We start from the raw sequence: 15,414 nt of genomic DNA, 5'->3' as shown, positions 1-15,414 counted from the left end.
TTGCTTGGGCGGCGCGGGCTGCTTCGCGGGGGCGGGCTGGGCGGCGGGCCGCTCCGCGGGGGCACCCCGTCTGCCACGGGTTCGGGTCACGTGGAGCTCACTCCCAACGAGGTCGAATCGGTATCGGGGTCGGCGTCCGTGCCGCTACCGGGGACGGCACCCGGGTTGTCCGGGGCTGCCTCGGCGATCGGGTCGGTGGAGGTCGAGGTGGGGGTGGATGTCGAGGGGGAGGGGGAGGGGGATGTGGAGGCGGGGGTGGAGGTGGAGGCCGCGGGGTCCGTCTTCGGTTCGGCGGTGCCGGGTGGGGTGGCGGGCGCGGAGGCGGGGGGTTGCTTCCCGGTCCCGGCCCCGGTCCCGGAACCGGCGTCGGCTCCGGCCTCGGGGGCGGTCGTCGCCTCGGTGGCGGGGGTGGCGGCGACCACGTCCGGGCCCGGGTCGGGGTGCGGTACGGGGGCGGGTCCGTTGCCGTTGCGGATGTCCGTGCCGATCGGGATGCCGGGCGGGGCGCCAGGGGCGGCGTCGTGCGGCGGAACGGAGTCCGGGGCCGCGGGGGGCGTATCGGCCGGCCGGGCTTCGGCATCCGGGGTGTCGGAGGCGGCCTTGTCACGGGAGCGCTGCTGGCCGCGCTTCCCCAGGCGCGGGAGCCGGAGCCGTTTCCGCTTCTGTCCTGCGTCAGGAACCTCCGCGGAGACCGCGGCTTCGTCCTTGCCCGCTTCGGCGGTGGGGGCGTCCGGATCCTGGTCGGTGGGCGGTGGGGCGGCGGTTGTCGTCGCGGGTGCCGGTCCGGGAGCGGGTGCCGGTGCGGGTGCCTGCGCCGGAGAGGACGTGGGCGTTGGTGGGGGTGTGGAGGTCGACGGGGGCGTGGGTGGCGGCGGTGTCGGCGCGTCCGGGTTCGTGTGGGCGTCCGGGTTCGGGGCCGGGTTCGGGTTCGGGGCCGGGTTCGCGGCGGCGGGCGCTTCGGCAGGGGAGGTGTCGGGGGTCGTTGAGGCGTCCGGGGCGGGCTGGGCGTCCGAGGCGGGCTCCTGCGGGGTGTCCTGGCGGCCCCGTCCTCCCAGGCGGGCCAGCCAGTTCCGCTTCTTCTGCCGGGGCTTCTCCGGCGCCTTGGGCTTCTCCGGTTCCGCCTTCTCCTCGTTCTCCTCGTTCTCCGCGTTCTCAGCCTTCTCCGTCTTGTCGGCCTTCTCCTCCTTCTCCGCCTGCTCCTTCTGCCTCTTCGGCTTCAGCTTCTTCCGCTTCCGCCTCGGCTCCGGCTTCTGCTGCTCCGTTTCCCGCGCCTCGGCCTGTGCCTGTGCCTGTGCCTTCTCTCCGGTCTGCGCGGTGCCGGTGGACGACTCGGCCCCGGTCGTTGCCGCGGGGGTGGCGGCCTCGTCCTTGCCCGGGTCGGGGGTGGCCGCCGGTGCGGTGGCGGACGCGGCCTGGTCCTGTGCCGGGGTGCCGTCGGACGGGGTGCCGGTTTCCGGGATGGCGTCCTCGGATGCGGGCTGCCTGCCGCGTCTCGCGAACCGGGGCAGCCAGCGCCGCTTCTGCTTCTTCTGCTTCCCCTCGCCCTTCCCTTCGTCCTTCGCCTCGCTCTTCTCCTCTTTCTCCTCGTCCTTCTTCTCGTCCTTCTGCTCGGCATCGGGCGTCTGCCCAGGAGCGGCGGCGGTCCCGTCCTTGCCTGCTTCCGCGGTCGCGTTCTCCGGAGAACCGGACGTCTCGGTGGTGGTCTCGGTGCTCGACTCGCCGCTCTCGGGCTTCTCGACGGACTCCTCCGGGGTGGGCCGGGGGCGTCTGCGGGCGCGCTCGGCGGGATCGTTGAGGGCTGCCGCGTAGATGCGCATGAGCAGTTGTGCGCTCTGGTCGATGCCGTAGTGCTGTACGGCCTCCGGGACCGGGAAGCGGTGCTTGCCGGCCGTGCTCAGCTCGAACAGCGCGCGGGCGAAGGCCTGCGGGGTGCTGGCCACCTGGCGTGCCCCCGGTGCCGCCGCCGGGGGGAGGTCGTCGAGCGCGGGGCACGCCGTGTAGAGCACCGGCAGCCCGGCCGCGAGTCCTTCCACCACCGCCAGCCCGAACGTCTCCTCCTCGCACGGCGACGCCAGCACGTCCATGGCGGCGAGCAGTGCGGGCAGCGTTCGGGCGGAGGCGAGGTCGGACGCCGGCGACGGCCCGGCGTGGTCGTCGACGCCGCTGGAACCGCCGGTGCCTGCGGGCGCACCGTCCCCTGAGCTCCCTCGGGTTCCGTGCGCACGGCCCGTGGGGCCGTGGTGCCCGGGAAGGGAGTCCGCCCACGGGTCCGAAGAACCGGCGAAGGGGTCCCGTCCCGCGGAGGCGTCCCGCCCCGGGCCGCGCCGGCCGTCGCCCGTCCGGCGCCCGTACCCCCCTGAGCGGGGGTCACCTGCCTGGTACGGGTCCGTTGAGCCGCCGTCACGTGCGCGGGGGTCGTACTCCGGCCGTCGCTCGTGGCCGGTCCCGGGGTCGTACTCGGTGCGACGGCGGTCCTCCGCCCTGGGGTCGTATTCCGCGCGGCGGTGGTCCTCCGCGCCGGGGTCGTACCCGGCGTGACGGTGGTCGTCCGCCCGGTGGTCGTCGCCCGGCCGCCGACCGTAGTCGTCGCCGGTCCTGCGGCCGCCCGCGAAGAGCCGGCCGCCTGCGAAGGGGGCGTTCCCGGGGTACGGGCCGTTCCCGGGGTGGGGACCGGTTCCCGGGGCGGGGGCGTTCCCCGTGGGGCGGTCGTCTCTCCCGTAGGACTCGCGGCCCCTGCGGAAGTCGGCCTCCGCGGCCCGGTCATGGCCCGCCGGGCGGGCCCCGGGACCTCGGCCGGTGGCGCGGGGGTCGGGGCGGTGGTCGCCGTAGGGGTCGCCGTCTCCGGGGTAGCCCCGTGCCGTGCGCGGATCGGGAGACGAGGACGCCGGGACGACCCGGCCGTCCGGGTTCGCAGGCCGGCCGGAGCCCGGCGCGGGGCCGGAACCGGCGCGTCCAGGAGTGACAGGCCGGACGTGCGCGCCCCACGCAGGGTCGGCCGCTCCCGTTGCCGTTACCGCCCCTGGGCCCGAGGGCCGGGGCGCGGCGGGTCTGGCGGTGCCGGGACCGCGGCCCTCGTTCCCGGTGGGCCTGCGCGGGCGGAGCCGTTCGGTGCCCACCAGGAAGTCCGGCGGCGCGGGCGGGGGATAGGGGCGCTCGCCGGCGAAGATGACGCGTTCGGAGATGCCGAGCCGGGAGGCGAGGCGGCGGAGCTCCGGTTCCTGCGGACCGCCGCCGACCACCAGCAGCACGCACTCGTCCGGCAGCGCGGTGAGCGCGTGCAGCAGGACGTCGAAGCGCTTGCCGTGCGCCAGCCGCCCCACCGCCCCGATGACGTACATGTCCTCCGGCAGCCTGAGCAGCCGCCGCGCGCGGTGCCGTACCTCGGGGTCGAAGTGGAAGCGGGTCGCGTCGATGCCGTTCGGCACGGTGTGCACGCGCTCGGGGGGCACCCCCCACCGGCACAGCCGCTCGGCGACCGTCGGCGAGACCGCGACCGTGGCCCGGCCCAGCCGTTCCGTGCCGAGGTACAGCGCCCGCACGCCGGCGGTCAGCGGCCGGCCCTCCATCAGGTTGTCGCCCAGGGAGTGCTCGGTGGCCACCACCGCCCGCACCCCCGCGATGCGGGCGGCCACCCGGCCGTAGAGGCAGGCGCGGTAGAGGTGGGTGTGCACGAGGTCGTACCGGCCCGCCTTGATGAGCTTGACCAGGCGGGGCAGCACGGTCAGGTCCAGGTTGTTCGCCATCTTCAGGTGCGTGACGCGCACCCCGTCCGCCGCGAGGCCCCTGGCCACCGGGCCGGGCTCGGTGAGGGTGACGACGTCGCCGGTGACCGGCAGGTGCTGGAGCATCAGCCGCAACTGCTGCTCCGCGCCGCCCACGCCGAGACCGGTGATGACGTGCAGCACCTTCATGGCGCCTCCACGGTGTGCGCGGGGGGCAGCAGGGGTGCGGGGACGGAGGCGTTCGCGGCATCGGGCCGTGCCGTGCCGGGCGTGACGGCCGGGAGGGGGCGGCGCAGGGGGGCCAGGAGGCGTTTCGCGGTCAGCCGGAGGGCGGTGTCACGCCGGCCGACGTACACCCTGGGCAGGGCGAAGACGCCGGCCAGCGGTCCGGGCGCGATGGCGCATCCGTAGGAGTACCCGGCGCGGCGCACGGCGTCGGCGGTGTCCGGGTCGACGGCGCCGTACGGGTAGCAGAAGCCCCGCACCTCGCGCCCCGTCAGCTCGGCGAGGAGCGCCCGGCTGTGGACGAGTTCGGCGTGCCGCAGGGCCTCGTCGGCGCGGGCCAGGTCGGTGTGGGTCAGGCCGTGCGAGGCGATCTCCATGCCCGCGTCGGCGGCCCGCCGGATGCCGTCGGCGTCCAGCAGCGGCTTGCGCGGGCCCTCCTCGTCCCACGCGTTGACGCCGCCGAGCCGTCCGGGCAGCACGAAGACGGTCGCGGTGCAGGCGTGCTTGCGCAGCAGCGGGAGCGCCTGCTCGACGAAGTCCTGGTAACCGTCGTCAAAGGTGAGCCCCACGAGGTTCCGGTCGCGCCCCGCGGCCCGCGCCGCCAGCAGCTCGGCCACGCTCACGCCGCGCGACCCGTGCCGGCGCAGCAGCCCGAGCTGGGCGTCCAGGCGGGCGGGGGTGACGGTGATCCGGTACGGGTCCTCGCGGCGGTCGGCGAGGGCGTGCACGGAGTGGTACATCGCGATCCAGGGCGCCCCCCAGCGCCCACCCCACGGCGGCGCCCCGGATGGCCACCACGTCGTACGGGGCGACCGCCCGCGGTCTGTGGACGTTGCGGATGTTGCGGACGTTGCGGACGGGTTCCTGGGCGGCGGGGCGACGGCTCGCGGGTCAGCGGACATGGCGGTGCTTTCCGGGGGCATGGCGGTGCTTTCCGGTGAGGATGCGGGTGCTTTCCGGTGCGGAAGGGGGGCGGGGGCCGGGGCGGAGACCGGGGCGCGTGCGGAGGCGGGGGAGGGCGCGGGAGAGGGAGCGGAGGCGGATCGCGGTTGGGGTGGTGGCGGCGGGCGTACGGGGGGAGGGGGCGGCGCCGGGGGCTTTCCTGGGCTTGCGGGTTTTCCGGGGTTTCCCGGCTTCCCGGGTTTTCCGGTCCTCTCTGGCTTCTCGGGTTTTCCGGTCCTCTCTGGCTTCCCGGGCTTCCCGGTCCTCTCTGGCTTCCCGGGTTTCCCGCGTGGCTTCCCTGGCTTCCCTGGCTTTTCGGCGAGCGCTTCGGAGGGCTTGTCCGGGGCTTCGGAGGGCCGCTCCGCGTACCGCCCGGAGGGTCGCGGCCGCGGTGCGCGGGTGGAGTACGGCGAGCACCAGGCCGTAGACGAGTGCGACCGCCGTGCCCGACGCCAGCAGCTCGGTGAGCGGCCCGTCCACCCCGCGCGCACAGCCGAGCCCGGCACCGGCGGCCAGGACGGCCGCGAGCAGTTGCCCGGCGAGCCCGGCCAGGACGCGCCCGGTTCCGACCGGCACGGCGGGCTGCCGGCGTCCCCGGCCGCCCCGCTCTCCCAGGGCGCCCCGCACCCGGTCCCGCCGTGCTCCCCCTGCTCTCCGGCCTCCCGCTCCCCCTTCTCCCCGGCCGCCTCCCCCGGCCAGGAGGAGCACCGCCGTGAGGGTGATCCCGGCGGCGTTGGCGGCGGCGATGCCCCGCACGCCCCAGGGGCCCGCGGCCCAGGCCCCGAGCACCGCGGTCGCGAGGGCGCCCGCCACCATCGCCGCCAGCGGGTGCCAGGTGCGCCGCCCCGCGGAGAAGTGGCAGCGGACGAGGGCGCCGACGAGGGTGTGGCCGAGCAGTCCGAGCGCGTACACCCGCAGCACGTCCGCGGTGGCCGCGGTGTCCCGGGCCGTGAAGGCGCCCTGCTGGAAGAGGAGTTCCAGCAGGGCCGGGGCGCAGGCGACGAGGCCCGCGGCGCCCAGCAGCACCACGCAGCCGGCCAGCAGCAGGTCCCGTTCCATGCGCTTCCCCGCCCGCGCCGTGTCGCCCTCGGCCAGCGCCCGCGCCACCACCGGGAAGGTGACGGTGCAGAGCATGAGCGAGAGCACCATCGGCATCTGGGCCACTTTCTGGGCGTAGTTCAGGTGCGAGATGGCACCGGGCGGCAGCCCGGAGGCGAGGTACCGCTCGATGAGCACCTGCGACTGCCGGCACAGCGCGAACAGCAGCACGCAGGCCACCAACCCGGCCTCCACGCCGGTCGTCTCGGGACGCCCGGCGGGCGGCGGGGCGGGAGTCGCGGGGCCGCACTCCGGAGAGCCGGCCTCAGGAGAGCCGGCCTTCGGAGAGCCGGCCTTCGGAGAGCGCGTCTTCGTGCCCGCGCGCCGCCGCAGTGCGCGCCACAGGGACGGGGCCTGGACGGCGGTCATCAGGCAGCCGCCGCAGGCCACCCCGAGGGCGGCGGCCCGCACGCCGAGGCGGTCGGCGAAGGCCGCCATGGCGGCGATGATCCCGGCGTTGTAGACGACGTAGATGGCCGCGGGTGCGGCGAAGCTGCGGTGGGCGCGCAGGGCCGCGCTGACGTATCCGGCGAGGCCGAACGAGACGGCACAGGTGCCGGTGAGGCGGGTGCAGTCCACGGCGAGGTCGTGCTCGGGCAGTCCGGGTGCCAGGGCGTGCACGAGCAGCGGCGCCCCGGCGGTCAGCAGCGCGCCCGTCGCGGCTAGGCCCAGCAGCAGCCGGGGGAGCGAGGCGGCCACCAGCGCGCGTACCGGATCAGAGCCCCGCAGGCCGGTGCCCTCGCCCGTGGCGCGGCGGGCCAGCGCCAGACTGAACGCGGGTACCAGGACGAAGGCCATGCCGTCCTCGATGAGGAGCGTCGCCGCGAGTTCCGGCAGGGTCCAGGCGACCAGGAAGGCGTCCGTGTCGCCGCCGGCCCCGAAGAAGTGCGCGAGCGCGCGGTCGCGGCCGAGGCCCAGCAGCGACCCGGCCACCGTCAGCCCGGCGGTGATCAGGGCGGCCCGTGCGAGGGACCACCGGGGCGCGTCCGCACCGCCGCGGCCGGGCACCGCCCCGTTCCCGGGGAGGGGGGAGCGCGTGCGGGCCGCAGCTTCCGTTGGCGCTGACACGTCTGCATGCGATGAGCCGTCTGCGTGTGCCGACACGTCCGCGTGTGCTGAGACGTCTGCGTGCGCCGACACGTCCGCCTGCGCCGAGACGTCCACGTGCGCCGACACATCCGCGTGCTCCACCAAGTCCTCGGACGCCGCCAAGCGCTCGGAGGCCATCAACTCCTCGGACGCCGCCAAGCGCTCGGGGGCCATCAACTCCTCGGACGCCGCCAAGCGCTCGGGGGCCATCAACTCCTCGGACTCCGCCAGGTCCGCCTTCGCCGCCGGGTGTGCGGCCACCGTCCGGTCCGCTCTCACCGTCCGGCCCCCGCTCGTGCCGCTTTTCCGGACGCCGGTGAGGCTGGCCGCACGCCGCCCTGCCCACCGGCCCCGGACGTCCGGCTGTTCCTCTCGGCACCGGCCGCCCCCAGGGCCCTGGCGCCCACGCCCCACCAGGCGGCCACGCCGAGGACGACCGCGGTCAGGACGGTCGACGGGCCGCCGATGTCGGCGTACGCGAAGTCCATGAGCTGCCAGATGAGCAGCCCGCAGGCGACGAGGCCGCAGTCCAGCGCGCTACCGGCCGCGGATGCGGGGCGCGCGCCCCGTTCGCCCGCCGGTGCGCCGACCGCCGGTGCGCCGACCGCCGGGCGCCCGGCGCCGGTCCGCCCGCGCAGAGGTGTCCACGCGAGTCTCGAAGGGCGCGACGCGCGCCGCCGCGCCACCACCGTGCGACTCACGCCGCACACCAGCAACGCCGCCCAGCTGCCCCCGAGCCCGACGATGCCGAGGAGGCCCTGCTCGCCCAGGACGAGGAGGTACATGTTGTGGGGCGACAGCAGGGGCTGGCGCCGGAAGGCCGCGCCCGCGCCCTCCGTGTCGCTGCCGGAGGACAGGGCGAGGGAGGCGTGGCTGTCGCGGTAGGCGGGGAAGCCCTTCATCCCCACGCCGGTGAGCGGGTGCTCGCGCCACATGCCGAGGGCCGCGGACCACATCGTGTACCGGTCGACGACCGACTGGTCCGGCGCGTCCGCGACATGCGAGATGCTGGTCAGCCGCTGCTCCAGCATCGAACTGCCCACGCCCACACCGCCGACCAGCACCGCCAGCGAGGCCGCGAGCGCGGCGGCCACCACGATGAACCTGCGCAGCCCGGTCAGCAGGAGCTGCGCCGCGCACGCCACGACGGTGGCGATCCACGCGCCCCGGCTGAACGACACCGCCAGCGGCACCACCAGCAGCACCGCACACACCAGCGCGGCCACCCGCTCCCGTCCCCACGAGGACTTCCGTTCCGAGTGGACTTGCCGTCCCCATGAGGCCTGGCGGCCCGAGCCGGCCGGGTGCGCCGAGCCGGCTTGGTGCCCCGAGTCGGTCCGGTGCGCCGAGTCGGCCAGATGCTTGCGGGAGACCTGCCGCCCCCACGGGGACCGGCCGGCGCCCGCGGCGCCCCGGGCCCTCACTCGCGCGCCCTCGCCCACCCCCAGGGCCATCCCCACCGCGCACACCATCCCGTAGGCCACCGTGGTCGCCATCCCCATGACGTCCCCGGGGCCGAAGGTGCCCACGGCGCGGACGTCGGAGCCCATGTACGAGGCGCCGGTTCCGGTGGCGTACTGGACCACGCCGAGGCCGCCCTCCCACAGGGCGAGCGCGACGAACGCCCAGGCCACCAGGCGCAACTGGGCGCGGTCGCGGATCAGCAGCAGGACCGCCGCGGGCACGAGCACGAACACCTGGAGGTAGCGGGCGAGTCCGGCGAGACCGCCGGCGATGTCGGGCGCACCGGTCGCCGCCACCGCGAAGCCGACCACGGGCAGGCCGAGGACCACGGCCGCGGTCCTGGTCAGCGGCCGGCGCGCCAGGCGGACCGCGCGCACCGCGGCGCAGAGCACGACGAGGCCCGACAGGGCGTCGGCCACCGTGCCGCCCTGCCCGCCGGACGCGCCGAGCGCACCGCTGGAGCCCGGGCCCGGCAGGGCGTGCTCGCCGCTGGGCAGCGCGGGCAGCCCGAGCGCCGCGACGAGCGCCACCACGGGCAGGACGGGCCCCCACCGCCCGAACGCCAACCGCACCCGGGCAGGCACCCGCGGCGGGGGCTCCTCCCGGCTCCGGGCGGGCCTCTGGGGAACGCGCGCCGGGCGGGCCCTGGGAGACCGCTGGGGCCTGAGTGGGGCCCGGACGCGGGCCGACTTCCCGGGCGTGAATACCGCCCGTACTCGGGCCGACTTCCCGGGCGTGAGTACCGCCCGTACTCGGGCCGACTTCCCGGGCGTGAGTACCGCCCGTACTCGGGCCGACCTCCAGGGCATGAGTACCGCCCGTACTCGGGCCGACCTCCAGGGCATGAGCGTGGCCCGGACGCGAGCCGATCTCCAGAACCTGAGCGCCGTCCGCACCCGGGCCGATCTCCAAGGCGTGAGCATCGCCGGGACCCTGGTGGACCGCCAGGGCGTGAGCGCCGTGGACATCCGAACAGGCCGCCGGCGCTTGACCACCGCATGCGCGGGGGCGGGCCTCCTCGCCCTGACCACCGCTCCTACCGGAACAGGCCGCCAGGGCATGCGCTCCGTCCACCCCCGGAACACGCCACGGGCCCCCCGAGCCCCCGCCCGGCGAGTACCGGGCCCGGCAGACAGGCCCGGACCCCGCAGCACGAGGAGTGTCCAGCCCGCCCCCGTGAGCAGCGCCGAACCCGCCCCGGCGACCAGCGCCGAACCGGGCCGCACGACCAGCGCCGACCCCCGCCGCACGAGCCGCGTGGGCCCCCGTCGCAGGAGCCGCACGAACCGCGCCGCCCCCCGCCGGACGCGCCGCCCCCCGCCCCGCCCCACGAGCCGGTGCGGGCTCCACCGGGCGAGAGCCACCGGCACGGAAGGCGTGCGCACGGAAGGCGTCCGCGCCGGGGACGTGCGCACCGGGGACGTGCGCGCCGGGGACGTGCGCGCCGGGGACGTGCGCGCCGGGGACGTGCCCACCGAGGACGTGCCCACCGAGGACGTCCGCACCGCACGCGTCCGTCCCGAGGGCCCCGGGCCGGCCCTCCACCGCAGTAGTGCCGCCCGGAGGCGGGTCGCGCCGCGCGCCCGTGCCCCGTCCCCGCGAACGTTTCCCGCCCGACCTCGCAGCACGGCGTCTCAGCTCCCCGAGGGACGGACGAGGATGGCGGCGGTGCGGACCAGGATGCAGATGTCCTGCCAGAACGACCACGTGTCGATGTACGCGTTGTCGAAGCGGCACCGGTCCTCGATGGAGGTGTCGCCCCGCAGCCCGTGGATCTGGGCGAGGCCGGTGATGCCCGTCGGCATGCGGTGCCGGGCGGCGTACCCGGGGTGCGTCCGGCTGAACTTGGCCACGAAGTGCGGGCGCTCGGGCCGGGGCCCGACCAGGCTCATGTCGCCGCGGAAGACGTTCCACAACTGCGGCAGCTCGTCCAGCGAGGTGCGCCGCAGGAACCGGCAGAAGGGGCTCATCCGCTGCTCGCCCGCGATGCTCCAGCGGGTACTGGCCTCCCGCGCGTCGGCGGGCGGGTAGGTGCGGAACTTCAGCAGGGTGAACGGCCGTCCGCCCTTGCCGACACGTTCCTGCCGGAAGACCACCCCGGGCCCGTCGATCATCCGCAGCGCGACGGCGCAGACCGCCAGCAGCGGTGCCGCGCACACCAGCAGCAGCCCCGAGACCGTCACGTCCAGGGCTCGCTTGGCGAGGGACGGACGGGCCGGCCGCACCGGCCACACCGGGGCGCAGGGGAACCCGGCGAGGCGGTCCGGGCCGCGCGGCTGCCGGGACCTGGCCGCGAGGCCGGGCGCCGAGGCGGCGGCGGGATGGGGCACGGGCGCCGGATGCCCCGGGACCCCGGGACCCGGCACGGCCCCCTGGCCCGGCGTGGGAGCCGGGTGCGGGACGGCGGCGGTCGCCGGCTCCGGGTCCAGCCGCCACACCAGGCACTGGTACTCCGTCAGAACCCTGATCAGCGGCCCGTGGCCGCCGTCCGGCCCGACGAACAGCGCGGCCCGCACGGTGTTCTGGATGAGGGCACGCTGGATGTCGGGAACCGCGGACAGCACCGGCAGATCCGTTTCTCCTGAAGCCTGAGCCGAAGCCGCCCCCGGAACGGACGCCGTCCCCGAAGCCGTCCCCGAAGCCGCTCCCGCCCCCGAACCGGTCGCTGAAGACGCCGCTGAAGACGCTCCGGAACCCGAAGCCACCCCTGATGCGGAAACGGAAGCTGACGCCGAACCCGGACCCGCACCCGGCCCCGCACCCGAACCCGAACCTGGGGCAGCAGCCGAAGCCGAACCCGAACCCGAACCTGGGGCAGCAGCCGAAGCCGAACCCGCACCCGGACCTGGGACAGCAGCCGAAGCCGAAACCGAACCCGGACCTGGGACAGCAGCCGAAGCCGGAACCGACACCGAACGGGATGAAGCCGGCACGGAAAATGATGCCGATGCCGATGCCGATGCCGATGCCGATGCCGATGCCGATGCCGAAGCCGCCCGTCCCTCCGTCTCCGCCCCCGTCTCCACTCCGGTCCCCGCCCCCGCCCGCGCCGCTCCGGCCCCCACCGCACCGGGTGCCGCCACGTCAGATGCCGCCGCCGACCCGCCCACCGCCGAGGACGAGCCCGCCACAGGGGCCCCCGCCACACCGGACCCCGAGGAACCGGCCCCCGATACACCGGAACCGGCCCCCGCCACAGAGGAACCGGCCACACCGGAACCAGCCACAAGGGCTGCCCCCGCCACCCCGCCCTCAGCCCCCGGCACCGCCACCCCCACCGGGCGCAGCCCGCACGCCGGATGGCGCAGCAGTGCCGCGGCGACCCGCTGGGCGGAGGCCGTGGGGCCGATGACGAGTGCCGGGTGCGGGTTGCGGGCGGCCCTGCGGCGCCGCAGGCCGTGCACCGCGGCGCGGCCCGCGCAGCAGGCCGCGGCGTGCACGGCGCAGCCCGCGAGGAGCGCCGGCAGCGGCAGCGCACCGCCCGGGGAGAGGCCCGCGAGCAGGGCGGCCAGCAGCACCCATGCGGCCGTGATGCGCCCGCACAGCGCGGGGACCTGGTCGAGGGCGAGGGGAGCGCCGGGCAGCGGCGGCACGGCACGCGTGCCGTAGAGGCCGGCGCGTGCGTGCAGCGCGGCCACGGTCAGCAGGAGCACCAGCGCGGGCCACGCGCCCTCCACCGCCGGCCAGCCGGACCACGTGGTGGGCCAGCCGGACCAGGCGGCCGGCCTGGCGTGCGCCGGGGCGGGCCAGCCGGACCAGACGGGCCAGCCGTGGGCCGCGGCCGGCCAGGCGCCCGGGGCGTGGGCGGCCGGTGCCGCGGCCCGCAAGCCGAGTGCCCCGGCGCGTGCCGCGCACGTCACCGCGGCGACGCCGAGCAGCGCGGCCGCGGTGTCCACGGTGAGCAGGGGCAGCGGTGAGGCGTGCCGCACGGCGCGCGGTGGCCGGGGCGGGGGGCGCAGGCCGCGCCGCGCGCCGCGGGGCCGGACGACCGCGACCGGTGCGGGGCCGTCCGCCGTCCGCGACCGGCCGGCAGGGGAGGGAACGGTGCTTTCCGCGCTCACGTGGCCAGGGACTCCCTGCGTTCGGGCGACGCCGCGGGCGCCGCGTTCCCGTTGGGTCCGGTGGGCCCGTTGGGCCCGGTGGACCCGGTCCGCCCGGTGCCCGACAGCGCCCGGTACACGGCCGCGACCGCGGCGGCGGAGTGCCGCACGTCGTGGGTGGCGAGGACGTGCCGCCGGCCCGCGCGGCCGAGTTCGGCGCGCAGCGGCGCGTCACGCAGCAGGGCGACGGCGGCGCCGGCCAGCGCGGCGGGGTCCTGCGGGGGCACCAGGCAGTGCGGCTCCTGACCGGCCGGCAGCGCCTCGCGCGCCCCGGCGACGTCGGTGACCAGCACGGGCGTTCCGCAGGCCAGCGCCTCCAGCGGGGCCAGTGCCATGCCCTCCCAGCGGGACGGCAGGACGAGCAGGTCGGCGGCCCGGTACCAGGCGGCGGGGTCGCCGGTCGGCCCCGCGAACGTCACCGACGGGGGCGCGCCCCGCCGCAGGGCCGACGCCTCGGGCCCGTCGCCGACCAGTACGAGACGTGCCCCGGGGACCTGACGGGCCACCAGGGGCCAGGCCCGGAGGAGTACGTCCTGGCCCTTCTGCCGGCACAGCCGCGCCACGCACACGACCAGCGGCACGTCCGGCGGCACGTCCGGATGGAGCGGCAGGGCGGCGGCCCGGCCGGCGGCGGGGGAGGGGGCGGGGCGGAAGCGGCCGGTGTCGACGCCGTTCGGGATCACCGCCCAGTCGGCGTCGATCCCGGCGGCCTGCCCGGTGCGCATCTCGGCGGCGCTGACGCAGACGATCCGCGCCGCCCACCGCGCCCCGTACCGCTCCCAGCGCCGGGCCAGCCGCGCGTGCGCCCCGTCGACCGCCTCGAAGGACCAGGCGTGCGGCTGGAAGACGGTCGGCACCCGGCCGCGCAGGGCGAGCCGGACGGCGAGGCCCGCCTTGGCGCTGTGCGCGTGCACGATGTCAGGGCGGACCTGAGCCACCAGATGGGCGATGCGCGCCACTTCGCCGGGCAGCGCCGGTCCGGGTGCACGGTCCGCCGCCCAGTGCCGCACCGCACCGCCGGCGCCGCGCACCGCACCGGCCAGGGCGCCGTCCGCCCGGCAGGCCACCGTGGCGTGCAGGTCCTCGGACGCGCCGGCCGCCACCAGGTCCGTGACCACGCGCGCCACGCCCCCGTCCACGGGCTGGACGACGTGCAGGACCTTCAGCGGTCGGCGCGGGCGGGGAGCGGGGGCGGTGCGGGCAGGCGGCGTCCGGGGGCTACCGGAGGGCATCGGCGGCGACGGCGCGGGCACCGGCTCCGGACGCCGGGACATGGCCTCCCGGATCCCCGGGGCCCGCGCGATGGCCGCAGGAGAAAGGCGCACACGAGCGGCCACGGCGACGACGAGACGGGGAAAGACCAAGAGAATGACGCATGGCCGACTCTGCCCTTTCGGAATGCGGAGGCCCGAAACCCGCGGGGCATTGAAATCACACGATCGGCGGTGCCCGCGCCGGTGCCGCCGTAACAGCTTCAGGAAGCGCAACTGTAGCCGATTTGTGAACGTATCGGATTAATTCATAGGTTCTGTGTGTCGTATCGGTTTGCATGAATTCTTGATGATGTGGTCGCCGTGAGGGGCCGTCGTCGGCCGGAAATACGGGCGGCCGATATACGGAAATGCGGTCCATTTACGCCGGAGGCGCGCCGCGGAGCCGGTACGGGCGACCCGAATGGCCGCGCTGCCCGCGGCGCCCCGTTCGGTCGCCCGTACACGCCGCCCCACCCGTCCCACCAGGCGAAACGGTTCACCGTCCACATGGGCTCCGCCGCACGTTGCGCGTCCGTCCGGTTGCGCACGGCGACCGTCGCACGGACGGTGATCGCGGGAGCGGACGTACCGGCCCGCACGGGTGCCCGCGGATCCGTGCCCGCGGACCACCGAGGCCGGACGCGTCCGGCGAAAGGACGACAACGACCATGCGTCACCTGCCCGCACGGCCCCTCGCCGGTTCCGTGCTCTGCGCGGCCCTCGCCCTCGGCGGGGCGGCACCCGCCGCGGCGGACCCCGACGCCGACGGCGGCCCCCGGGGCGGACCGCACGCCGCCGCACCGCGCGGGACAGCGCCCGGCGCGTCCAACCGGGTCTCGGCGGTTCGGGACGCCGCGGCGGTGCTCAGCCCCGTCAGCCGCCTGCTCGACGCGGTCATCGAGGCCGACGGCAACCGCATCTCCGGCCGCTCCGCCCGGCACCACGTATGCGCGGTCCGGGCCGCCATCGCCCAGGTGCGGGCCCGCACCGCGGCGGACGCGGTCCCACCGGGCCGGGTAGGGACGGGGCCGGTGCGTGCCGTGCCCGCGGACGCCGTGCCGTCCGGCGCGGTGGCCGTGCACAGCAGGCCGTCCGGTGCCGCCACGGCGGCCTGGGAGGGCGCCCCGGCCACCCGGCTGCGCGCGCTCGCCCGCCTCCGCTCGGCCACGGACGCGCTGGCACGGGCGTCCGCCGCGGGCGACAGGGCGGGCGTGAACCGCTACGGGCCCCTCGTGGTCCGCGAGGCGGTGGCCTACGCCACCGCGGCCCTCGTCGCCGACGGCCGCCCCGCCCCCGACCTCCAGGGCCGGCCGCGCACCGGCCCGTACGGCCGATAGGGCGCGCCCGCCGGATCGCCCGCCGCCCGCTCCCCGCCCCGAACTCACCGCACACCGCGCGTCTCCGCGCCCCTCCGCACCGCGGCACCCGCAAACCACGGCGCGGAACACGCGATCCATCGCGCGGCACCCGCAATTCACGGCAATGCACCCCTGATTCGCTGTACGCGGCCCCGAATTCCCC

At 76.8% G+C, this 15,414-nt stretch carries 6 protein-coding genes and 2 pseudogenes; 1 reads left to right on the top strand and 7 read right to left on the bottom strand.

All coding sequences use genetic code 11. From position 1 onward, the window contains the following. Nucleotides 1–86: 86 nt before the first annotated feature. The 7 genes and pseudogenes from Sm713_RS41280 to Sm713_RS26950 all read right to left on the bottom strand — a co-directional run bounded on the left by Sm713_RS41280 (nucleotide 87) and on the right by Sm713_RS26950 (nucleotide 13,872). Nucleotides 87–3,116, bottom strand: a complete 3,030-nt coding sequence (locus Sm713_RS41280; RefSeq protein WP_374196124.1) for a glycosyltransferase — start codon at nucleotides 3,114–3,116, stop codon at nucleotides 87–89. A 21-nt stretch (nucleotides 3,117–3,137) separates the two neighbouring features. Then, nucleotides 3,138–3,911 (bottom strand): annotated as a pseudogene (locus Sm713_RS26975) (glycosyltransferase); the annotation flags it as partial. Then, nucleotides 3,908–4,687 carry a polysaccharide deacetylase family protein gene (locus Sm713_RS26970; protein ID WP_212912660.1) on the bottom strand — a complete coding sequence of 260 codons (780 nt, stop codon included), beginning with the start codon at nucleotides 4,685–4,687 and terminating at the stop codon, nucleotides 3,908–3,910. The pseudogene Sm713_RS26975 and the gene Sm713_RS26970, both read right to left, overlap by 4 nt. Before the next feature lie 151 nt (nucleotides 4,688–4,838). Further along, the gene (locus Sm713_RS26965) at nucleotides 4,839–7,337 is read right to left on the bottom strand and encodes a murein biosynthesis integral membrane protein MurJ (RefSeq protein WP_249416714.1); all 2,499 of its coding nucleotides are present in this window, start codon (nucleotides 7,335–7,337) and stop codon (nucleotides 4,839–4,841) included. A 14-nt stretch (nucleotides 7,338–7,351) separates the two neighbouring features. Beyond that, entirely contained in the window at nucleotides 7,352–9,124 is a 1,773-nt protein-coding gene (locus Sm713_RS26960) for an O-antigen ligase (protein WP_249416713.1), read from the bottom strand. A 1,050-nt stretch (nucleotides 9,125–10,174) separates the two neighbouring features. Beyond that, nucleotides 10,175–10,816 (bottom strand): annotated as a pseudogene (locus Sm713_RS40720) (sugar transferase); the annotation flags it as partial. A 1,781-nt stretch (nucleotides 10,817–12,597) separates the two neighbouring features. Continuing rightward, complete coding sequence (locus tag Sm713_RS26950) at nucleotides 12,598–13,872, bottom strand: glycosyltransferase family 4 protein (RefSeq protein ID WP_212914864.1); 1,275 nt, start codon at nucleotides 13,870–13,872, stop codon at nucleotides 12,598–12,600. Nucleotides 13,873–14,561: 689 nt separating this feature from the next. On the opposite strand from Sm713_RS26950, the gene Sm713_RS26945 reads away from it, so the two are divergent. Further along, complete coding sequence (locus tag Sm713_RS26945) at nucleotides 14,562–15,230, top strand: hypothetical protein (protein WP_212912659.1); 669 nt, start codon at nucleotides 14,562–14,564, stop codon at nucleotides 15,228–15,230. Nucleotides 15,231–15,414: the final 184 nt, after the last annotated feature.

This window comes from Streptomyces sp. TS71-3 (assembly GCF_018327685.1).
Lineage (GTDB): Bacteria > Actinomycetota > Actinomycetes > Streptomycetales > Streptomycetaceae > Streptomyces.
This window is presented reverse-complemented; position numbering and strand designations above follow the sequence as displayed.